General features: G+C 62.0%; 19 protein-coding genes and 1 pseudogene. 12 read left to right on the top strand and 8 right to left on the bottom strand.

What is annotated here, in order from left to right:
* Nucleotides 1–28: 28 nt before the first annotated feature.
* Nucleotides 29–1,393, top strand: a complete 1,365-nt coding sequence (locus C9I57_RS14120; protein ID WP_107151287.1) for an O-antigen ligase family protein — start codon at nucleotides 29–31, stop codon at nucleotides 1,391–1,393.
* A 10-nt stretch (nucleotides 1,394–1,403) separates the two neighbouring features.
* Here the strand turns inward: C9I57_RS14120 and C9I57_RS14115 are convergent, their stop codons facing one another.
* Nucleotides 1,404–2,186, bottom strand: a complete 783-nt coding sequence (locus tag C9I57_RS14115) for a carboxylate--amine ligase (RefSeq protein ID WP_308836355.1) — start codon at nucleotides 2,184–2,186, stop codon at nucleotides 1,404–1,406.
* A gap of 108 nt (nucleotides 2,187–2,294) precedes the next feature.
* Here C9I57_RS14115 and C9I57_RS33235 point away from each other — a divergent pair, with 108 nt between their 5' ends.
* The gene (locus C9I57_RS33235) at nucleotides 2,295–2,639 is read left to right on the top strand and encodes a hypothetical protein (RefSeq protein ID WP_258187650.1); all 345 of its coding nucleotides are present in this window, start codon (nucleotides 2,295–2,297) and stop codon (nucleotides 2,637–2,639) included.
* Nucleotides 2,640–3,362: 723 nt separating this feature from the next.
* Nucleotides 3,363–4,571 (top strand): DUF1972 domain-containing protein, encoded by a 1,209-nt coding sequence (locus C9I57_RS14110; RefSeq protein ID WP_107151408.1) that lies wholly within the window; start codon nucleotides 3,363–3,365, stop codon nucleotides 4,569–4,571.
* 30 nt (nucleotides 4,572–4,601) lie between these two features.
* On the opposite strand, the gene C9I57_RS14105 is transcribed toward C9I57_RS14110, so the two are convergent.
* Nucleotides 4,602–5,507: a dihydrodipicolinate synthase family protein gene (locus C9I57_RS14105; RefSeq protein WP_107151407.1), complete on the bottom strand. Its 906-nt coding sequence runs from the start codon at nucleotides 5,505–5,507 to the stop codon at nucleotides 4,602–4,604.
* Nucleotides 5,508–5,778: 271 nt separating this feature from the next.
* Between C9I57_RS14105 and C9I57_RS14100 the strand changes: the two genes are divergently transcribed.
* The 5 genes and pseudogenes from C9I57_RS14100 (at nucleotide 5,779) to C9I57_RS14080 (ending at nucleotide 10,907) form a co-directional block, all read left to right on the top strand.
* The gene (locus C9I57_RS14100) at nucleotides 5,779–6,792 is read left to right on the top strand and encodes a proline racemase family protein (protein ID WP_107151286.1); all 1,014 of its coding nucleotides are present in this window, start codon (nucleotides 5,779–5,781) and stop codon (nucleotides 6,790–6,792) included.
* Nucleotides 6,793–6,797: 5 nt separating this feature from the next.
* Nucleotides 6,798–7,055, top strand: a pseudogene (locus C9I57_RS14095) (FAD-dependent oxidoreductase); the annotation flags it as partial.
* 156 nt (nucleotides 7,056–7,211) lie between these two features.
* Nucleotides 7,212–7,979, top strand: coding sequence for an AraC family transcriptional regulator (locus tag C9I57_RS14090; RefSeq protein ID WP_107151406.1), 768 nt, complete (start codon nucleotides 7,212–7,214; stop codon nucleotides 7,977–7,979).
* A 648-nt stretch (nucleotides 7,980–8,627) separates the two neighbouring features.
* The gene (locus C9I57_RS14085; protein ID WP_181321832.1) at nucleotides 8,628–9,779 is read left to right on the top strand and encodes a hypothetical protein; all 1,152 of its coding nucleotides are present in this window, start codon (nucleotides 8,628–8,630) and stop codon (nucleotides 9,777–9,779) included.
* Nucleotides 9,780–10,034: 255 nt separating this feature from the next.
* Nucleotides 10,035–10,907, top strand: a complete 873-nt coding sequence (locus C9I57_RS14080) for a LysR family transcriptional regulator (RefSeq protein WP_107151284.1) — start codon at nucleotides 10,035–10,037, stop codon at nucleotides 10,905–10,907.
* Between the two features lie 4 nt (nucleotides 10,908–10,911).
* Here C9I57_RS14080 and C9I57_RS14075 read toward each other — a convergent pair whose 3' ends face one another.
* A complete protein-coding gene (locus C9I57_RS14075; RefSeq protein ID WP_107151283.1) occupies nucleotides 10,912–11,766 on the bottom strand; it encodes a helix-turn-helix domain-containing protein in 855 nt (284 codons plus the stop codon).
* A 231-nt stretch (nucleotides 11,767–11,997) separates the two neighbouring features.
* A complete protein-coding gene (locus C9I57_RS14070; RefSeq protein ID WP_107151282.1) occupies nucleotides 11,998–13,086 on the bottom strand; it encodes a calcium:proton antiporter in 1,089 nt (362 codons plus the stop codon).
* A 127-nt stretch (nucleotides 13,087–13,213) separates the two neighbouring features.
* On the opposite strand from C9I57_RS14070, the gene C9I57_RS14065 reads away from it, so the two are divergent.
* Nucleotides 13,214–13,864 carry a DNA-3-methyladenine glycosylase gene (locus C9I57_RS14065; protein WP_440130206.1) on the top strand — a complete coding sequence of 217 codons (651 nt, stop codon included), beginning with the start codon at nucleotides 13,214–13,216 and terminating at the stop codon, nucleotides 13,862–13,864.
* A gap of 21 nt (nucleotides 13,865–13,885) precedes the next feature.
* Here C9I57_RS14065 and C9I57_RS14060 read toward each other — a convergent pair whose 3' ends face one another.
* Nucleotides 13,886–14,476 carry an acyl-homoserine-lactone synthase gene (locus C9I57_RS14060; RefSeq protein ID WP_107151280.1) on the bottom strand — a complete coding sequence of 197 codons (591 nt, stop codon included), beginning with the start codon at nucleotides 14,474–14,476 and terminating at the stop codon, nucleotides 13,886–13,888.
* A gap of 147 nt (nucleotides 14,477–14,623) precedes the next feature.
* On the opposite strand from C9I57_RS14060, the gene C9I57_RS32760 reads away from it, so the two are divergent.
* Nucleotides 14,624–14,959, top strand: coding sequence for a helix-turn-helix domain-containing protein (locus C9I57_RS32760; protein WP_181321831.1), 336 nt, complete (start codon nucleotides 14,624–14,626; stop codon nucleotides 14,957–14,959).
* Here the strand turns inward: C9I57_RS32760 and C9I57_RS14050 are convergent.
* Together C9I57_RS14050 and C9I57_RS14045 are read right to left on the bottom strand one after the other, a co-directional pair.
* A complete protein-coding gene (locus C9I57_RS14050) occupies nucleotides 14,922–15,626 on the bottom strand; it encodes a helix-turn-helix transcriptional regulator (protein ID WP_107151279.1) in 705 nt (234 codons plus the stop codon). The genes C9I57_RS32760 and C9I57_RS14050 overlap by 38 nt on opposite strands.
* A gap of 469 nt (nucleotides 15,627–16,095) precedes the next feature.
* Entirely contained in the window at nucleotides 16,096–16,560 is a 465-nt protein-coding gene (locus C9I57_RS14045; protein ID WP_107151278.1) for a CBS domain-containing protein, read from the bottom strand.
* Nucleotides 16,561–16,865: 305 nt separating this feature from the next.
* On the opposite strand from C9I57_RS14045, the gene ribA reads away from it, so the two are divergent.
* Both ribA and C9I57_RS14035 read left to right on the top strand, forming a co-directional pair.
* Nucleotides 16,866–17,513, top strand: a complete 648-nt coding sequence (gene ribA / locus C9I57_RS14040; RefSeq protein ID WP_107151277.1) for a GTP cyclohydrolase II — start codon at nucleotides 16,866–16,868, stop codon at nucleotides 17,511–17,513.
* 609 nt (nucleotides 17,514–18,122) lie between these two features.
* Complete coding sequence (locus tag C9I57_RS14035; RefSeq protein WP_146166219.1) at nucleotides 18,123–18,416, top strand: transposase; 294 nt, start codon at nucleotides 18,123–18,125, stop codon at nucleotides 18,414–18,416.
* Between the two features lie 57 nt (nucleotides 18,417–18,473).
* On the opposite strand, the gene C9I57_RS14030 is transcribed toward C9I57_RS14035, so the two are convergent.
* Nucleotides 18,474–19,712, bottom strand: coding sequence for an RNA-binding domain-containing protein (locus tag C9I57_RS14030; RefSeq protein ID WP_107151275.1), 1,239 nt, complete (start codon nucleotides 19,710–19,712; stop codon nucleotides 18,474–18,476).

The raw sequence follows: 19,712 nt of genomic DNA, 5'->3' as shown, positions 1-19,712 counted from the left end.
CTCGCGGCGACGTTAGCGGAGGAACGCCATGCTTAAAGTTCGACCGATCGAGGCATTCGTGTTGGCGTTCGTCTTCGCTTATGCGATATTCCCGTCGTATCTGGGCGCGCGCATTGGCGGCGTGCTGATCAATTCCCAGCGTGTAATGTTGATCGCTCTGCTGCTGGTGCTGGTCGTCGAAGCAGCGGTCAATCGGCGATCGATACCCCACCTCTTGAATTCCGCCTGCAGGGCACGAGTCACGATCCTGTGCGTCGCGATCTACGCAATCTTCCGGTTCGCAAGCTCTCTCGATAGCGAAGACGTCGCGACATCGCTCAATACCGCCCTATCCGACGTTTTGTCCATGTCGGCGTTTCTCTATATTGGGATCTTTGTTGCGAGGGAGAAGCGCGGACTCGAAAAACTCGCAATGGTCCTCGTTGCTTCGGCCGTCGTCTTATGTCTGATCGGCGTAGTGGAGGCTGTGCTTCAACGCAACCTGATCGTGTCGGCGTTTCCGGGGCTGGAGGTATCGAACGACGCGTATCTCCAGTTTGCGCTCAGCGACAAGATTCGCGGCACCTACCGTGTCCAATCGACGTTCATTCACCCGCTCGCGTTTGCATCGTTCCTTGTCATGATGCTGCCGCTCGCGATTTTTCGCGTGAGCATGGCGAAAGCAGCGCCGGCCAGGATGCTCTATCTTGGCATATCCGCGCTGATAGTGGCCAACATCTTCCTGACGAAGTCACGCGCCGCGGAGATTTTGTCCATCGGGATCGTGCTGCTTTATTGGACCCGATACGGCATCGGGTTGATGAAAGACCGCCGATACGCCAAACATGCAATCGGCATCGCCAATCTCGGGTTGGTTTGCATCGCATTGGCGGTAGCGGTTCCTGCCGCGCAGCAACTGATTGCGGGCAAGAGTCAGGATGAGCGATCGAGCTCCGCCGGGCGCCTGATCCAGCTCGAGAAAGGAGGACGTGCCGTCGTCGAGCACCCGATCCTTGGGGTGGGGCCGCGAATGGCCGGACCTTATGTGGGGATATACGACGGAGACGATAGCAGTCCGCCGACCGTCGACAACTGGTACCTGACCGTTGCGGTGGAGTCGGGCATCATTGCCCTGCTGAGCTTTATCGGCTCTATCGCGAGCGTCATATGGCGATGTGCCCAGCTCGCCCGTGCGCGCCGTACAGACATTCGCGCGGCGGCGTTGTACTGGTCTGCCGCGATCGGTATCGGCGCGTTCAGTCTTTATATGGGGATTCTCTCGCTCTATCAGGACACCTTCCCCTATCTATTCCTGATCATGGGAGCTGTCTTGCCCATGAGCGGTATTTCGCCGCGCCGCTCGGGCACGGTAATGCGCGGCCCTGCCGAGCCGCGGGGCTTCCTTCAGCGTTAGCTCGCGGGATTCAAGACCGGCTTCTGTTCCAGCGGCGAAGGATGCGTCGCAGCGGATGGTCCAGACAATAGAATTTCAGCGCGGGGAGCGGGTCGTCCCATCGAAAGTAACCGTCGACAAGCTTCGTTCCCGCCTTCAGGAAGCCGGGGGGCGGCCTATCGACGAACGTCGCGCGCCACGCGGCAGCGGTAGGCCTCTGCTCGTGCCGGACGGGGAGCCCCAATTCATGAAGATATGCCGCCGCGGGCAGATTGACTCCGCATAGCGTGGCGATCTCTTCCTGCCAATCGGTCCGACCGACCGTGGGTTCGATCATGAAGAACGCCTTGCGGTTGTCGTCCCACTTGAATTCCATGCTGCCCATTCCGTCAAAGCCGGCACGCTCGGCAAAGGCCAACGTCAGGGGTTCGAGCGTGTCACGCAAATGCGGGGCGGCGATACAGACCGCGGTGCTGCCGACATCGCGCGGATAGCAGGCGATCTTTTGCCCTGTGAAAATGCCGGCGACATATCCACCCAAGCCGCGGTAAAAGAGCGTGAAGTAGATATTGCTGTCCGGCCCTTCGACCCACTCTTGAGCGATGATTCCGCCGGGCGTGCGAAGCATTTGGCGAGCGCGCTGGCGAGCGTCGGCAAGGGAGTTCACGCGCACGGCACGATCCTTGTCGCCATTCAGCACGCTGCGTTTGTCGTCGGGCTTGAGTACGCACGGAAAGGTCAACTGCTCGAGCAGCTCGATGTCCGACTCACTCTCGAGCGTGGCGGTGCGCGGCACCGGAAAGCGGTGCTGCAAGGCGAACTCGTGAAACTTCGCTTTACTGCTTAGAAGTTTGACGCTTTCATCTTCGGGAAGGCGGAAGCGAAACCACTTCGAAAGCACGTCGCGATTTTCGGAAACGGAATGAACCGCTTCTTCCGCCGTCAACAAGAGAACGGGCGGGGTCGAGAATTCTTGGCCGAGCCGAACCATGTCTTCGACGAACTCCGGCCCAGTGAAACTCCTGATCAAGCGGCGGCGAGCATGCTGAGACCAAAGCGCGGCTCGGTTGCGCTGAGTATCGACCGCTATGACCGGAATCCGTTGCCGAGCGATGGACCTCACGACACCAAGCCCGTTGAGCTCGCCACCGACCACGATCGCGGCCGCGGTTGCGCGGGAATCGTACGTGCTCGCCATAAGTTGAGTACCCAGAGTTTGGTTCTGCCTATCGGCAATCCGAACAGCGGATCATTGTCATTGAACTGAATGCACCGCACCATTTTCAACAGGCGAGTCTAGGCTTCGGCATACGGACCATCTGTACGTCGCCCCACAATGCTTCCGCAACGCGGAACTTCTGAACGCCGGTGTGACCGATCGAACGCATGCGTCGCATGCATTGCTCAGGTTTTGCCGCAAATCGGCTCCCGCGGTGAAAGCCGGGTGTATGTAATGATCGAAGCGTTGCGACTTCGACTTTCTCGGTGGTGCTGGCTAATCGATTCGATCTAAAAACACAAGGACGTTGTTTATGCCGGTAACGGCATATTCGTCAAGCTAAAGAGTGTGCTGGATGTGTTGCTGTCGGCGGGCGAGATGACCGTCTATCGCATTGGTACAGAGAAGTGCGGTGACAATTGGTAAGCTGATTTAATTCTTAAAAATACTTACCGAATAATCAGACGAGCGTAAGCGAGAAATGTTCTCTAGCGAACATGGTGCGTGACGAGTAAACCATATTATGCGTTATGTCGCCGTACAGGCGGCAGCAAGCCGGTTCAGCGTCACGTCGCGAACCGCGGGGGCTATTGCTCAGAAGCCGGGGCTCTTCTAGAAAAACTCCAGTTCTATGTGCCGAAAGGAAATCGCATCGCAACGACTTCCGGTTTGATTGTCGATTTCATTTGCTAGATCGGCCGCTGCACCGTACTTAGGGGTCCTAATTATACCTCTTTGTATCATAATTTCTAATGAAGAAAGGTGGTGACGGTGAATAAGAACAAGTTTCTCGCGATTCTTGGTACTCGCGGTATTCCCGCTCGGCATGGCGGTTTCGAGACGTTCGCGGAGCGATTGGCGTTATACCTTACGCAGCGGGCCTGGAAGGTCGTCGTATATTGCCAGGGCGACAAAAGTGTCCGACAGCGCATCGACGATACGTGGCATGGAATCGATCGCATCACACTGCCGGTGAAACGCGACGGTGCTCCCGGCACTTTGGAGTTCGATTGGGCCTGCGTCCGCGATGTCGTCAAGATTAAGCCAGGGGTCGCCTTGACACTCGGTTACAACACGGCGATCTTCTGCGCGTGGATGAGGCTCGCGGGCGTGCCGAACATTATCAATATGGACGGCCTCGAATGGCGGCGCGACAAGTGGCGGATGCATGAGCGCGCATGGTTATGGGCCAACGAGCGGATCGGTTGCTGGGTTGGCGAGCATTTGATTGCCGATCATCCGGCCATTGCCGAGCACCTGGCTACGCGCGTCTCGCGCACAAAGATATCGACTATCGCCTACGGCGCGGACGAGATCACGGGCGCCGACGAGGGGCCATTGGCCGGCTTTCACCTGGTTCCGAATCAATACGGCATCGTCGTCGGGCGGCCTGAGCCCGAAAATTCCTTACTCGAAATCGTGCGTGCCTATTCGCGGACCAAGCGTCGCGCGAAGCTCATCGTGCTGGGAAACTTCCAGCCCGAAAAGCGCGGATATCATCGGCGCGTCGTGGAGTCGGCGAGCGACGAGGTCGTCTTTCCGGGTGCAATTTACGACGCCGCGATCGTGCGAGCGCTGAGATACCATGCGCGCTTTTACCTGCACGGACACAAAGTGGGAGGAACGAATCCGTCGCTGGTCGAAGCGCTCGGCGCGGGTAGTCCCGTGATCGCGCACGACAATGTGTTCAACCGATGGGTGGCCGGTGCAGCCAGCCGCTATTTTTCGTCGCAGTCGCAGTGCGAGGACCATATCGATGCGGTCCTAGGCGACGACGATGTCGTGGCGAAGATGCGTGCAAGCAGCATCGAGCGGTTTGAGACCGCCTTTCAATGGAGCGAAATCCTCGGCCAGTATGAGACGCTGCTGGAGCGGTACTGCGAGCTGGAAAAGGCGAGAGAACCGGTGGCGCAGGCTCAGCCCGCGACACCTCAGAAGCCGTTGAGCGGCAAGTCGACTCGCATTATCTCTCGGTCATGACAGCCTATCGTGCTCGATGTTCGCCGTCCGTCAAACAGCCGGCAAGGCAGGCCGCGTTTCGATCGCCTTGCGAATCAACGATTCGACTGCGTTGCGCTCGTCGCCCGCGAGCGGCAGCCGTGGCGGGCGCACGTGTTCGGTGCCCAGGCCGACGATGGCTTCGGCGAGCTTGATGTTCTGCACGAGCTTGTGCGACACATCGAGTGCGAGCAACGGCGCAAACCATCGATAAATTTTCAGTGCCTCCGCGACGCGGCCTTGCTGAAGTAGGCGATAGATCGCCACCGTCTCCCGCGGAAACGCGCAGACGAGCCCGGCAACCCAGCCATGCGCGCCCATCAGCATCGCCTCCATGGCCAGATTGTCGACGCCGCAGAGAATCGAATAGCGTTCGCCTACCGCGTTGATCAGATCGGTCACGCGCCGCACGTCGCCGCACGATTCCTTGATCGCGACGATCTTTGGCTCGTCGGCGATCTCGGCGAACATCTCGGGCGTCATGTCGACGCCGTAGGCGAGGGGATTGTTGTAAATCATGAGCGGCAGCGAGCTCGCCTTCGCGACCATGCGGAAATGATTGAGCGTCTCGCGGCGATCCGATAAATAGCGAAGTCCCGGCAGCACCATGTAGCCGGCCGCGCCATGCGCGGCGCCGCGTTCGGCCTGACGGCAGCCGTCGAGCGTGCTGTTCTCCGCGATCGTCAACAGTACGGGGACGCGGCCGCGCGCGGCTTCGACGGCGATGTCGAGTACCTCGAGCTTTTCGTCGAGCGAGAGTGTCGAGGCTTCGCCGAGCGAGCCGCAGACGATGATGCCGTCGACGCCCGCCTCGATCTGCGCCTCGATGTTCTTCTGCGTCCAGACACGATCTATGCTGAAATCCTCGTGAAACTCCGTGGTGACCGCGGGCAGTACACCCTTCCATGCAGTGGCCATTGCTCCTCTCCTTGAGCGAATCCGATAGACGGGATGTGCGGCAGTGTATGCCCGAGGCACTGCGGCGTCTTGCGGCCTACGCGCATCGGCGATGACGATTTCGGCATAACCGGGAAGTCGCATCGATGTGCCGAAATCGTCATCGGCGGCGCGCATCGACGCCAAGACGGCAAGCCTCGCGCATTCCTACCATGGGCGCAGCAAACGTTCAGGCCGGGGTCCCGGCTCACCGGCCTTGGGGCCGGGGTTTCAAACCGAGGCTAGTTTTACGATGAAGACCATCCATATTATCGACTCCCATACCGGCGGCGAACCCACTCGCCTCGTGGTGGCCGGCGGCCCGGACCTCGGCCGCGGCCCGCTTTCCGAACGACGCGAGCGGCTGCGCGAGCATTACGACGACTGGCGCGCCGGCGTCGTCACCGAGCCGAGGGGCTCGGAGGTGATCGTCGGCGCACTGCTTTGCGAGCCGCATGATTCGAGCTGCTCCGCGGGCGTCATCTTTTTCAACAATGTCGGCTATCTCGGCATGTGCGGCCACGGAACGATCGGGCTCGTCGCATCGCTCGCCTATATGCGTCGCATCGAGCCGGGGCGCCACCGGATCGAGACGCCCGTCGGCATCGTCGAAGCGACGCTGAACGAAGACGGCAGCGTATCCGTACGCAATGTGGCTGCGTATCGCTATCGTCGCGCGCTTACCGTGGACGTGCCCGCGTACGGCGCGGTCACGGGCGATGTCGCATGGGGCGGCAACTGGTTCTTCCTCGTGTCGGAGCACGGGCGCACGCTCGAGCTCGCCCACATCGGCGAACTGACAATGTTCACGCATGCGATCCGTGATGCGCTCGAGGCTCAAGGCGTGACGGGAGCGGGCGGTGCGCTCATCGATCACATCGAGCTATTCGCGCAAAGCCCGCGCGCCGGTATCGACAGTCGAAATTTCGTGCTGTGCCCCGGCAACGCCTACGACCGTTCGCCGTGCGGCACGGGCACGAGCGCGAAGCTCGCGTGCCTTGCGGCGGACGGGAAGCTCGCCCAGGGCGAGACCTGGCGGCAAGAGAGCATCATCGGCAGCGTCTTCGAAGGGCGCTATGTCTTGCTCGACGATGCGGGCCCGAGCGAGACGGACGATCGGTCCCATGCGGTCCGCGCGATCGACGCCGGATCGGGCGATACCCGAGCCATCGTGCCTACCATCACAGGCCGCGCACACATCATGGCCGAGGGCAAACTCTGCTTCGAGCACGACGATCCATTCGCATCGGGGATTCCCGTTGCCTGAACCGAATGAAGGCTGACGCACTCGTCGTAGGGGCGGGCATCGTCGGTGCCGCCGAGCTCGCCGCGCGGGGCATGAAGGTGGAGCTGTTCGAGGCCGGCGGCATCGGCTGCGGCGCGACCGCGGCGGGGATGGGCCACATCGTCGTCATGAACGACACGCCGGCCGAGTTCGCGCTCGCGCGCCATTCGCACGATCTTTGGCTGGAACTCGCTCCGCGACTGCGGCGCGACGATGCGTTTCACCGCTGCGGCGCAACTCTTCTCGACCGATTCACCCATCGACGTCACACCGTATCTGCCGGCCCGCTTTAGCGCAGCCGTGTCCGCTGGCTGACGCAGGTCGCCGCGCCCCTATAATCGAGGCACATTTCGATTTTCGCGTGCGACGCGCGAGCTCGCGCGACCCGGACGATGCTGCCGATGCTTTCCTTGCCCGATGTGCCCGATGTGCCCGCGGGCACGACCCTCTCTGACATGTTGCCGCTCTTCGAACAGCTCGAGCCTGTCTTCGACGCGCTGCCGGACGTCGTGTTCTTCGTCAAGGACGAGCAAACACGCTACGCGCTCGTCAATCGCACGCTCGCTTCGCGCTGCGGCTGCAAGGAAAAGGGCGCGCTCATCGGCAAGACGACGGAGGAGGTCTTTCCAAGCCGCTTCGGCAGCGTCTATATGGCGCAGGACAAGGCCATCATCGATGGCGGCGCCGCGATACTGGATCAGCTCGAACTACACCTGTATCCGGGACGCCAGCCCGGCTGGTGCCTCACGACGAAGGTGCCGCTGCGCAGTGCCGCGGGCGGGATCGTCGGCGTGGCCGGCATTTCGCGCGACCTGAAGGCCAGCGAGAAGACGCATCCCGCCTATTCGCGCCTGGCGGCGATCGTTCAACATATTCAGGAGAACTACAGAGAGCCGTTGAACATGGCGCAGTTGGCGCAGAAGGCCGGCATGTCGGTGGCGCAACTGGAGCGATACTTTCACAAGGTCTTTCATCTGACGCCGCGCCAGGTACTGCTCAAGACTCGCCTCGACGCGGCGACGGCGCTGCTCGTCTCGAGCGATAAAGTGACCGACGTGGCCGCGCTCTGCGGCTATACCGATCACAGCGCGTTCACGCGGCAGTTCAAGGCGACAGTCGGCATCACGCCCAGCGAATACCGGACGTTGCTGCTCGGTCGGCCTCGTTGAGCGGGGGCGAGGAACGTCGCAATGTGACCGCGCGTAAGCGCGAGTAACGCAATGTATCGAGCGGGAACGGCGCGCGCACCGTCTCATCTCACGAATAGCGGCGCTTGGCCACGGGCAACCTTCGCGCGAAATGGGCGGCGATCGACTGACAGCGGTTTTCTAGCTTCTGGCGGATCGGCGCTGATGCTACTTTGCAAGCCGCCTTGACGCGTCTCGACCGGTGGCCGATATTGGGCCGCGTGATCCAATTTCGAGTATCGGTAGGAATGTCCACATTTGCAAAATTTACCGTGCGGTCTGAGCGACGCGCTGCATTGGCGCCGACGCCCGCCTCGCTGAGACGGGGCGTAGGACCGCCGTCGGTTGCGTGGTAAGGGGACGACGATGCGCAACGAACCTCGTGAGGGCCCGCGATTTCCGGCAACGTGCGCACATTGCGGCGGCCGGATCGACGAACCCGTTTCTTTTTGCCCACATTGCGGCACGCATGCGCGGCTGGCGCTCGGTGGCGAGCAGCCCGCTTCGCGCGAGGAGTCTTCGAAGAACGCAGGCGCCGATTTGCCACTCGGCGAGGCACTCTGGGCTTCGCGCCCGAGACCGCTTTTCGCGGCCGATTTTGATTCGTCTTACCGTGACATGCATCCGCCCATGTCCGGAGGTGGCCGGCACTGGGGATTGAAGAGCGGCACCGCGCTTACGCTTCTCGCATTCGTCGTTCTCTATGGTGGCGCTGTGTTGCTCCATCGTCATGACAATGCGTCGACGCAAACGCAGCAGACCACTCAACGGATGTCGGAAGGCAGCGTGCAAGCGGGCAAGAGCGGGGCCCCCGCGGAAGCGGCGGACCGTCGCGATGCGGAAGCTCGCCGTGCCCAGGCGGGCCCGGCCGTCGCCGCCGCTACGCCTGCTACTCCCGCTACCCCCGCTCCCTCTTCGCCCCAGGTCGCGGCACAGGCGCCCGCGAAGCCTGCCGCGCCCGCTCCGTCGGTCGCTTCGATCGAGCCGAGCGCATCGGATCTAACGGGCTTTTCCGTGACGCAACCAGGTCCGTCCTCCGAGCAGCGGTCCTCGCACTCGTCGGCGGACGTTGCGCCAGTCGTCGTGGCGCCGCCGGCTCAGTCGGCGGGACAGTCGAAGAATGCGGCGCCGCGGCAAAGCCGCCAGACACTGGCCGCGGCGCGCGCGCCGTCGGCCGCCTCGCCGTCGGCGAAGGACGAAGCGCACAGCGAACGGCGCCAGGCATCAGTTGCCCACTCCATCGCCGTCGCTCAGCAGAATCTCGCGAAGAACAACCTTTCGGCCGCGCGTCGCGCGATTGCCGCTGCGCAGGCCGCGCAGCCCGACAACAGCGATGCGTTCATGTTGCAGCGCGATTTGGTTTCGCGTGAACAAGCGCGCGATGCGGCACTGGTTGCCGCACGCACGTGCCTCGTCGAGCAACGATGGACGTGCGCGTGGCACAACGCAGGGAACGCGTTGTCGATCGATGCGAGCAGCGGCGAAGCGCGCGCGCTCGTGAATCGCGCCATGATCGAATCGAATGCGGCGGGACGGCCTGAAGCCTCGCAGCCGGCCGTGCCGATGTTGGTCGAGCCTGGGCGATCGCCCGCGCCGGCGGCGGGCGGGCCGGTTCAGTCCACGCAGACAAGGCCTGCCGCGCCTGCGACGACCGCGCAGATGCCGCCCATACTGGACCGATCGTCGGCAGCGCCCACGACAGCCGGTCCGATCGCGCCCACGCAGACACGACCCGCGACCCCGGCGTCGAATCAGCCGGATGTGCCGATGCTGACGCAATAGTCGGAGGCCTTTATCGTGCCGGTGCCGGCGGTGCGAGCTTGCAGCGCATTGCCGGCTCACCCGCCCGCCGTCGCGCGGCGAGCGGCGATCTTCGTTTTATTAGCAGTCCTGAAGAACAGATCTGTCTGCTCGCGCTCGCCTTGTCGATCGCCGTGGCGAGTGATGCTCCATCCTTTCCGCCTCGTGTCCCCGTTCTCCGCTTCCCGGCAATCGAAGATAATGGCTCGTTTATAAAAATAGTACGGATCGTGAGCGATGGGTCGTAATCTGCCTTTGAACGCACTGCGCGCGTTCGAAGCCTCGGCGAGGCACCTTAGCTTCACACGTGCGGCACGCGAGCTCAGCGTCACTCAGGCCGCGGTCAGTCAGCAGGTGCGCGTGCTCGAGGAGCGCCTCGGCGCCGTGCTCTTCAAGCGGCTGCCGCGCGGGCTCGGCATGACCGACGAGGGCCTGGCACTGCTGCCCGTGCTGACCGACGCGTTCGACCGCATCGACGCGGTACTGAGACAATTCGAGGGCGGTCACTTCCATGAAGTGCTGACTGTCGGCGTCGTCGGTACGTTCGCCGTCGGATGGCTGATGCCGCGGCTCAATCGATTCCGGGCCGACCATCCGTTCGTCGAGTTGCGGCTGCTGACCCATAACAACCTCGTCGACGTCGCCGCCGAAGGGTTCGATTGCGCGATCCGTTTCGGCGACGGCAAATGGCCCGGCATGCAGGCCGAGCGCCTCATCGAGGCGCCGCTCGGCGTGCTGTGCGCACCCGACGTCGCGGCGCGGCTGTCCACGCCTCGCGACCTTGCCGATGAGACGTTACTGCGCTCTTATCGCGCCGACGAATGGGTTCGTTGGTTCGAAGCGGCCGGCGTCGAGCCGCGAGCGATCCGGGGGCCCGTCTTCGACTCGTCCCGCCTGATGGTGGAAGCGGCCATGCAAGGGGCCGGTGTGGCGCTCGCGCCGGTGCGGATGTTCGAGCGCGAGCTGCGCTCGGGGCGCCTTGTCTGCGCGTTCGACATCGAGGTCGATACGGGCAGCTACTGGCTCACGTGGCTCAAGTCCAAGCGCGTAACGGCCGCGATGCAATCGTTCATGAGCTGGATCGTCGCCCAGGCACAGCCCCTGGGTTGATCGCTCAGGCGAAACCGAGGCGCTTTGACAAATCCGCAACGAGAATGGCCAGCCGGGCGGGCTTCTCGTAACAGGAGACATCGAGCCGGCGAATGACATCGCTGATTTCCGATTCGCTCGCCTTGCCTGTGAGCAACTCGCCCGTCAGCAGAAAGACAGGGGCGGCCGATTGACGCGAGCGGCGGACGGCTTCGATCGCCGCTGCCGCCGTTTCGTCGCCGAACAGCCAATCCGTGACCACGGCATCAAACGTTTGCGTGCGCAGCGCGTCTTCGAAAGCCGAAAGACTTTCGTGCACGACCGGGCTGAAGCCGCTTTGCTCCAAATACGCGCGCAGCGCTTCGGCGGCGGTGCGATCGCGGTCCACCACGGCGACCACGGGCCGGCGATCCTGTGCGCGCTGCGGGTGGATTTCGATCTTGACGACTTCGCACGCATCGGCCGCAAGCGCGCCTTCGGCACGCACGACCCGCCACTGGTCGCCGCGCGGATAGGCAACGTACTCCGCATACCGGTGGGCGTTGACCGGATTGCCGATCCAAGCGATGCAGGGCCATTCCACGGGACCGATGCACAGCAACGCCTCGCGCGCGCTTGCTTCGGCGACGCCGGGTTCGTCCTGCGCCATCCCGACGAGTTGCGCCGCCGGCTCGTTGAACGCTTCGGCGACCTTGCGGATCTGCGCGAGCGTCCACGGGCTGCTGCCGCGCAGTTTGCGGTGCCCCTGGGAGAAGCTCAGCTCCAGGATCCGGCACAGCTCGGTCGTCTGTTGTCGCTTGGCGATGCCGCGCTTTGTCATCAGCGCGCGGACGCGTTCGGCGACGGCCAGTGAGTCCATTGAGGTTGCATCGTTTGTCATGCTGCTGGGGACGTTTCGTCGTCCGAGAGCGATTATGGAATAACCCCCGCCGCGCCGCGGGAGGGCGGAGCGGCCGGCGAAACATACGAAGGAGCGCGGCGTATTTTAACCGCGCAACCCAGCCGCGCCGTTTTTCAATTGTGTATCTACCCGTTAAGTTTGCAACTATCGACGACGGTGATCGCTGCAACGGATCAACGCCACTCGGACGCCGCGCGTTGCTCTCTCGCGTCAGTGCGTCACCGAGAGAAAGAGGTAAGCGGCGAACACCGACAGATGCACGGCCCCTTGCAGAATGGTCGTGCGGCCCGTCGCGAGCGTGAGCGTGCTGACGAGCAGCGTGAGCGCGAGCAGAACGGTTTCCATGCCGCCGATGCCGAGCGTGAGCGGGCGGCCCGCCGAGACGAATACCGCGGCGACGGTCGGGATCGTGAGCCCGATGCTGGCGAGCGCCGAGCCGAGTGCCAGGTTGAGGGCCGTTTGCAGCCGATTGGCGTGGGCCGCGCGTGCGGCGGCCATGCCTTCGGGCAAGAGAACCAGCGCCGCGATGACGATGCCGACGACCGCCTCCGGCGCGCCGGCGCCGACGACCATGCGCTCGACGGCGGGCGAAAGCTTCTTGGCCAGCAGGACGACGGCGATGAGGCAAACTGGTAGGGCGATGCTGCTGACGAGCGTCGTGGTGAGGCCAGGGGGCGCCGCATGCGCCGACTCGTCGCCGTTGGCGTCGCCGGCGAGAAAGTAATCGCGATGCCTCACGGTCTGGATGAACACGAAGACGCCGTAAAGCACGAGCGACGATACGCCGGCGAAGGCCAGTTGCGATGGTGACAGGACGGGGCCCGGCACGGCGCTCAGATAGTTGGGCATGACGAGCGTCAGCACCGAGAGCGCCGCGAGCACGGAAAGCGCGGCGTTCGCGCCGCGCACGCGGAAATCCTGCTCGCCGTGGCGTAGGCCACCCAGCAGCAGACATAGCCCGACGATGCCGTTGCAGACGATCATGACCGCCGCGAAGACCGTATCGCGTGCAAGCCCCGACTTTTCTGGGCCGGCGGACAGCATCACCGAGACGATCAGCGCGACCTCGATGATGGTCACGGCGACCGCCAGCACGAGCGTCCCGAGCGGCTCCCCGACGCGGTGGGCAACGACCTCGGCGTGGTGCACGGACGCAAAGACGGCCGCGGCGAGCGCTAGCGCGACCAAGACGAGGAATAGGCCATGCTCGCCCGCATACGGCGACGCGGCAAGCACGAGCCAGGCGACGATCGGCGTGGCGAGCGTCCAACGGGGCAGCGGGTGAGGCGGTTCTTGCATCGTTCTTGTCCTTCTTTCGGCGGGTCCGGGGCGCCGCTCGCCGGGGCGGCGGCGAGCGAAAGGCTTTCACGCGTGACGTAAGATGCCAGACGCCCGTGCATCGAGGCAAACATTCTTCGCGATGAACATGAATGCCGAACCTTACCCTATCGTTCCGCTCGTGCGCGACGAACTGCCCGTGGACACCGTCGACCTCGCTCGCTTCATGATCGGCAAGTGTCTCGTGCACGATTCGCCTAGCGGACGCATGAGCGGCAGAATCGTCGAAACCGAAGCGTATCCCGTCGGCGATTCCACGAGCTATGCCTTCCGCGGGCTGCGCCCCTACAATGAGCCGCTCTTTCGGGCACGTGGGCATGCATACGTGCGGTTAGTGTACGGGGTCTCGTACACGATCAATATGTCGAGCGAAGAAGAGGGCGTCGGCGCAGCCGTCCTGTTTCGCGCCGTCGAGCCGCTCGACGGCCTCGCCTTGATGCAGGCGCGGCGTCCCGGCGCCCGCGTCTTCGACCTTGCCCGCGGGCCGGGCCGTCTTTGCGCGGCGCTCGATATCGGCCCACAGTGGGACGGTGCCGATCTATGCTGCGGCGCCGGCCTATGGATCGGTCGCGTGAACGATCGTTCGGACGGGCCCTGTGCTGCGGAGCGACAACCGGTCGCCGCGACGAAGCGAATCGGGCTCTCGCGGGAAATGCATGCGCTACTGCGCTTTTATGAGCCCGGCAGTCCGTTCGTCAGTGGTCCTAAGCGATTGCTGACTGCTCTCGTCGCGGAATGAGCGCACGTGCCGATTCAACGCTCACGCGGCGACGGCCACCGATTCGAACAGGGCGCGGCGCGTTTGCGCCCCGAGCACGATCGTGAGAGCCACCGCATGTTCGACGCCGACCCGCATCGGGGGACCGAAGCGGTGCGTCTCGATGCCCGCTTTTCTGAGCATGCGTTCGATGGCGGTCGTCGTGACCGTCACATAGCTTGTGATCCCCATCCGGTCCGCGAACCTGACGACTTCGCGCATCGCCTCCAATGCGAGCGCCGCGAAGCCGAAACCGCGTTTTTCCGGTGATTCGATCGCAAACCGGCTCAGCTCCCAGACATGCGGCGATCGAGGTGCCTGCCGGCCATGCAGCAGATCGGCAAATGTATCGCGCAGCATGTAAGGCCCAGTGGTAGGCATGAGGCGCCAGCACCCGCACAGCGCGTCGCGCTCATCGTGGACCAGCATGTAGTACGGCGAGAGCGCGTCGTAACCATCGATTTCCATGCCAGAGAGGATGGCTACCTCCCATCCCATTCGCTCGCCGAAAACGCGGGCTCGCAAGCGGTACATGCAGGCCAGTACGTCGACATCGAAATCTTTTTGATTGCCGATCGCGATTTTCGCTTTCATCTCGTCCTCCATCGTGGTTGGGCTAGCCGATGCGCATAAACCATATGCAGCCTGCTTGCGATGCGAAACTGGCAAGCAAGATAGGTTCAAATGGCCGGCGATACTTGGGATGATTCGCGTACCGAGTACGGAACGAGGTGAAAACAAATGTCAATCATCGATGCCCGCTCTATCCAAACTTCCACTAACGACCTCCCCGAGCCGCGCGAAGGAAATATCGACAATGCATTCGTTCAGGCTTATCGACGGAAGATAAGAGAAAGCCAAAAAGTGTTCTGGGCGCGTTTCGGCGTCACGCAATCTCGCGGTAGCCGTTTCGAGCTCGGGGCCAACATTCCGAAGCCCGTGATGCTGCTGCTCAAGCTGTATTTCTCGCACCGAATCACTGATGACGATATATCCATCGTCTCGGGAAAGCGCCCGCCGGCTCATCGGCCGGCATCGTTCAGCAGGGATCTATTAAACCCATTCGGGTCGCTTTGACGGCCGCGGCGCTTCTCGAGCTGACGCCGAACTTGGTGCGGATATTGGCCATATGGAAGTTCACGGTGGCTTCGGAGCAACCGAAGATCTTCGCGATCTCCCAAGTCGATTTGCCTTGTGCCGTCCACTTCAGGCACTCGTACTCGCGCGGCGTCAGTTTCGGTATCAACGTTTCGGCGTGGCGGGAGAGGAAGCGCTGGCCGGTGTCGAAAGCCACGTCCCGAAGCAGAGTCAAAAAAGGCAAATGGCGCCGCACGTTGGCCTCGAGCTCGCGGCGCGATTGATCGCCGCACGCGAAAGAAAGCATGCCGACTTCCTGTTTCGGCCCATGGATCGGCAGAGAAACGCCGGTCGCGAGGCCGTGCCGGCGCGCTTCTTCGTACATTTCCTTTTGCTGGATTTCGGCAAAAGCCGTCGAGGACCAAATGAGCGGTGCCGTTTGCCTCAGGCAATGCATCACGGTCGGGTCGATACGCATGAACGCTCGCTCCTCATAGGTCTCTCGCCAGGAGGAAGCGTGGTTGCTGTGCAGGTAGACGTCCGCATAGCGCATGCCCGGACGAGGGATGACGGCGAATAGCGTATGGTCGAAGCCGCATCGGCGCGCCGTCAGGCATAGCGCGCGAAACCAGGACCTCTCGTCGGCTGCACGCCAAAGTGCCGACATCGGTTCGATGAAATTACGCGGCATAAGTCCTCGCAAGTCGGGATTGCCCGCGCGGGAGGACCCGGACGATATTTTTTTCATGGTTGTTTTCCGCAAGGTATGTTGTTGGACTTTTATCGTTCGGAAATGGGCGCGAACGATGCCTCGGCTACGCGTTCCAATGATGCCATCTATGTTTGATGTCGTCTGTAGTCGAGGGCTGTCAATTGCATATCAAAACTGCCTAATTCGAGTAGGCATTCGAAATTGCGACCCGCGGAATCGATTACAGATTCGCGCTACGATAATTGTTTTATCGGATAAAAAATAAGTCATCCGGATTTTTATAAGTCGAACCGATACCATTCGAGGTCACCGACCGACCGCTGCGGGGTGCAATGCAAGAAGTCCCTGAAGGGGGATTCCCTTCAGGGCTGAGGGCGTACCCCGAGAGGAGCGGCTTTGGGAGCGTCGGCCGCCCCTAACGAGGTCAGGTATGCGCCCCCATGATGTAATGCTCGAGTTGCTGAATCGTGAATTGCTGCTCGGAGATGATTGTCTTCACGAGATCGCCGATCGATACCATGCCGACGAGCCGGTCCTCGTCGATGACGGGCAAGTGGCGCATCCGATGGGCTGTCATCAGAGCCATGCATTCTTCGACCGTATCGGTCGGCCGCACGTAGCGAACATGGGCGGTCATGATGTCCCGCACGGGCGTCGTTTTGGACGAGCGTTCCATGAGCACGATCTTGCGGGCGTAATCGCGCTCGGTAATGATGCCGGCGATCTTGTTGTCGGGGCCTTCGGTGACGATGAGCGCGCCGATTTGATGCTCGGCCATCAGCTTGACGGCTTCGAACACTGAATCGTCCGCGTCGATGGTGACGACGGGATGGCCATGGTGCATCCGCGGTTCAGACTTCGTCGTGAGGATTTGTGCAACGCTCGGCATGTTTCGTCTCCTTTTTGTCATCTGACGACGGCCCGGAAAGCCTGCGGCGCGAGCGAAGGGGCGCGGCGCCGATCCGTTCGTTGCAGTATAGGTGGTCGAGCCGCGAGGTGGAGTCGCGCAACCGGCGCCAACAGACGCTTAAAACGAAGGCGCCCGCCGCGAGGAGCCCTTTTGCGGCGGCTCCTGGTGGGGAGGGCTATTCTCGGTGGACCTCCGCTCGGGGCAGGCGCCAAGGAATACGGGTACACTCCCGACTAGCGCCGGTACTTGGCGCGCGGAGATCGACCTTTCAACTTGCGAGAGTCATGCCCACGTTTTCCCCATCGTCGTCGACGGACGGCGACCGCGCAGAAGAATGCGTCACGCTCGTCGCTACGGCGACCCTTCCTACCCGGTACGGCACCTTCAAGTCGTACGCGTTTCGCGTGAACTCCGGCGATGCCGAGCACCTTGCGCTCGTCATGGGCGATGTGAGCCACCAGGATTCGGTGCTGACCCGACTGCATTCGGAATGCCTGACCGGCGATGTGCTGGGATCCTACCGCTGCGATTGTGGGGAACAGCTCGATCTCGCGCTGCGCTACATCGCGGCAGAGGGGCGCGGCGTGCTGCTCTATCTGCGCGGACACGAAGGGCGCGGCATCGGCCTTTCGAACAAGATTCGAGCCTATGCGTTGCAGGAGCAAGGGCTCGATACCGTCGAAGCGAACCTCGAGCTCGGCCTGCCGGACGATGCGCGCGAGTATGATTCCGCCGCGGCGATTCTGCGAATACTAAAGGTCACGTCCGTCAAACTGATTAGTAACAACCCGAAGAAATTCGACACGCTCGCGAAGCATGGAATCCCCGTTTGCGAACGCGTGGCTCTAGCGATTCCCGTGCGCGACGAGAACGAGCGCTATATTCGTACGAAGCAGGTGAAGTTCGGGCACTACTTCGAAGAGAACGAATAGGTTGTGGTTGGGGTTTGTGACTGACTGTCGGGCCTGCCTCAAATGCTTGATCTAGAAGGGATTTGATCCCGCGGGGCTCCAGTGCTAGCGCAGATTTTCTCCGGACGCGCGAAATAATGAATAAATGAGAGGCAGATTCGGGTGGATGCTCGTAACCTCTTGATTCTAAAAGAGTGCCGATCGGCTCGGAGTGCTCCGTTGATGAAATTCGGCCGCCTTGCTATTTCTGGGTCAGCTATGCTGGCGTAGGTTTTTTTGTGGGTTTGAAAAAACCTACGCCATGTCTCATCTTACGAGACCGTGCCCCGGAAACTAGTTCTCTTACTGTGTTAAGTGCCTGGCAGGAGGCGCAATGTCAGGCGATGAGAATCCGATCGATGTTAACGCCCTGGTCACCCTTGGGCCGGAACTCCTGGCGACGTTGCTGGCTGAGACAACCGTAACGAAGCCGTTCATGCGGCATGCGGCGTCGCTTGCGATTCGAACTGTCTGCGCGAAATAACGAAAACATGCCCGAGGCCGTTCGTCGGTGGATAGTAAGCGCAGCTAGAATCGGAAGCTGAACGAGCGCAGGCTTGCGTCCGCAACTACGACTTGCGGACGCAACTGATGACACAGAACGAAGTTGATTTCCTTCCGCTGCGGGTTACCGGTGCGACTGCGGCGGGCAGGCGGAAGTTTGACGCCGAGGGTAAGCGCAAGCCGATTGAAGCATGCCCGCAGCCGGGCGAGTCAATTGCCGGACTCGCGTTGAAGGTTGGCGTGAAGGGGAACCAACTGCATAATTGGATTCATTTGCGCGAACCCGTGAATGCCGCTGCTGCGGCGGTAAGCGTCGAGGCGTTGCCATCGGCATTCGTGTCGGTCGTCGCGATCAACGAGGTGGCGCCGGTGTGCGCATGAACCCCGAGCCGATGAGCGTGCGGCGATCGTCGCACCGATAAAAGCGGCGCGGGATGTTCAGGCACGCGGCAAGACCACCCGCACATGGTCTTCCGTTGCTTCGAAGGCGGGTTCGATGCCGGCTGCGGCCCGCACCAGCGGGACGATCTTGTTGCGCACGCCCATACCTCTCGCGTCCACGTAGCCGTAGTCGCGCAGTACGCCGACGATTGTGGTGTTCCTTGGCGAGCGTTGTCCGGCAAGCATCTTCTCCACGGTCATCGAATTTTGTAAGGCGCCCGGGCTGAGTACTTCCAGGCGATCGGTGTAGGCAACGATCTCTACTTCGAGATTGCGAGTCCAGTCGCGATGCGCGAGTGCATTGACAATCGCCTCGCGAAGCGCATCAGGTGGGTAGTGCCAGATGCGCTCGCGCCGCAGCCCGTCTCCAAGGTCTTCGCCTTCGGTACTGACGAGAGGTTGACCCTGCATACGGTCCAGCAGATCTTCTATCAGACCGTTTTCGACGACTTCGCCGAGTCCGCCACCTTCGCGGCGTGCAAACCGCCCGACGAGTGCACCATCCAGCAGCGTATCGTCGAGTGCCTGGTAGCCCTTGTCGATGCCATTGAACACCATCCAGCGGATGCCAGCCTGGCGCAGAAAACGGCGCGGTGACCGTCCGAACAGCACCAGTCCGGCGATGCTGCAGACCGGTGTCCGGCCCTCGACGTCGGTCATGAAACCGAGCCCTACCAGGCGCTGCAGCCACGCGTCATCGGTCTGCGGTAACTCACGGTCACCGGCAAAAGTCAGGAGGTAATCTTCGAGCCGCGCACGATCGAGTGCGTCGAGTGCGGCGCCGGATACCGGCAAGGTTTCGCTGTGAAAGAGGCCGCCCGTTGCAAAGAGGCGGGCTTGGGTCTCACGATCCGCGAGCCGGGACGTGCTGCCGACGCGAATGTAGATATCTTCCCGGTTATTGTGGCGAAGCACGTAGGGTTTGCTTGCGCCCATCGTGAAGGACACGACACCGACACGAAGACCGTCGTCCATGGTCACCACTTCATAGAAGGGCAGCAGCATCGGATGCACGTGTGCAAACACCGCATTCATGACCCACGTTTCGAGGTCCTCGCGCTGGATGCCGGAGATCGTTCCGTCATCATCTACACCCAGCAGGATCATGCCGCCGCGCAGATTTGCCATCGCGACAATTTCACGGGCAAGCGCTTCGGGGCGCAGGTCGTCGCGCTTAAATTCGACGCCGGAATTCTCTCCGTTGGCGACAATCTCCAGCAATTCCGTCTTGAGCAT

This window comes from Trinickia symbiotica, from assembly GCF_003028655.1.
Taxonomy (GTDB): domain Bacteria; phylum Pseudomonadota; class Gammaproteobacteria; order Burkholderiales; family Burkholderiaceae; genus Trinickia; species Trinickia symbiotica_A.
The sequence above is the reverse complement of the archived record's forward strand: the minus strand, read 5'-3'. Positions and strand labels throughout refer to the sequence as shown.

Coding starts and splice junctions, on each gene's coding strand:
- C9I57_RS14120 (WP_107151287.1), top strand. CDS start 29: ATGCTTAAAGTTCGACCGATCGAGGCATTCGTGTTGGCGTTCGTCTTC.
- C9I57_RS33235 (WP_258187650.1), top strand. CDS start 2,295: ATGAACCGCTTCTTCCGCCGTCAACAAGAGAACGGGCGGGGTCGAGAA.
- C9I57_RS14105 (WP_107151407.1), bottom strand. CDS start 5,507: ATGGCCACTGCATGGAAGGGTGTACTGCCCGCGGTCACCACGGAGTTT.
- C9I57_RS14100 (WP_107151286.1), top strand. CDS start 5,779: ATGAAGACCATCCATATTATCGACTCCCATACCGGCGGCGAACCCACT.
- C9I57_RS14090 (WP_107151406.1), top strand. CDS start 7,212: ATGCTTTCCTTGCCCGATGTGCCCGATGTGCCCGCGGGCACGACCCTC.
- C9I57_RS14085 (WP_181321832.1), top strand. CDS start 8,628: ATGTCCGGAGGTGGCCGGCACTGGGGATTGAAGAGCGGCACCGCGCTT.
- C9I57_RS14080 (WP_107151284.1), top strand. CDS start 10,035: ATGGGTCGTAATCTGCCTTTGAACGCACTGCGCGCGTTCGAAGCCTCG.
- C9I57_RS14075 (WP_107151283.1), bottom strand. CDS start 11,766: ATGACAAACGATGCAACCTCAATGGACTCACTGGCCGTCGCCGAACGC.
- C9I57_RS14070 (WP_107151282.1), bottom strand. CDS start 13,086: ATGCAAGAACCGCCTCACCCGCTGCCCCGTTGGACGCTCGCCACGCCG.
- C9I57_RS14065 (WP_440130206.1), top strand. CDS start 13,214: ATGAATGCCGAACCTTACCCTATCGTTCCGCTCGTGCGCGACGAACTG.
- C9I57_RS14060 (WP_107151280.1), bottom strand. CDS start 14,476: ATGAAAGCGAAAATCGCGATCGGCAATCAAAAAGATTTCGATGTCGAC.
- C9I57_RS32760 (WP_181321831.1), top strand. CDS start 14,624: ATGTCAATCATCGATGCCCGCTCTATCCAAACTTCCACTAACGACCTC.
- C9I57_RS14050 (WP_107151279.1), bottom strand. CDS start 15,626: ATGTCGGCACTTTGGCGTGCAGCCGACGAGAGGTCCTGGTTTCGCGCG.
- C9I57_RS14045 (WP_107151278.1), bottom strand. CDS start 16,560: ATGCCGAGCGTTGCACAAATCCTCACGACGAAGTCTGAACCGCGGATG.
- ribA (WP_107151277.1), top strand. CDS start 16,866: ATGCCCACGTTTTCCCCATCGTCGTCGACGGACGGCGACCGCGCAGAA.
- C9I57_RS14035 (WP_146166219.1), top strand. CDS start 18,123: ATGACACAGAACGAAGTTGATTTCCTTCCGCTGCGGGTTACCGGTGCG.
- C9I57_RS14030 (WP_107151275.1), bottom strand. CDS start 19,712: ATGCTCAAGACGGAATTGCTGGAGATTGTCGCCAACGGAGAGAATTCC.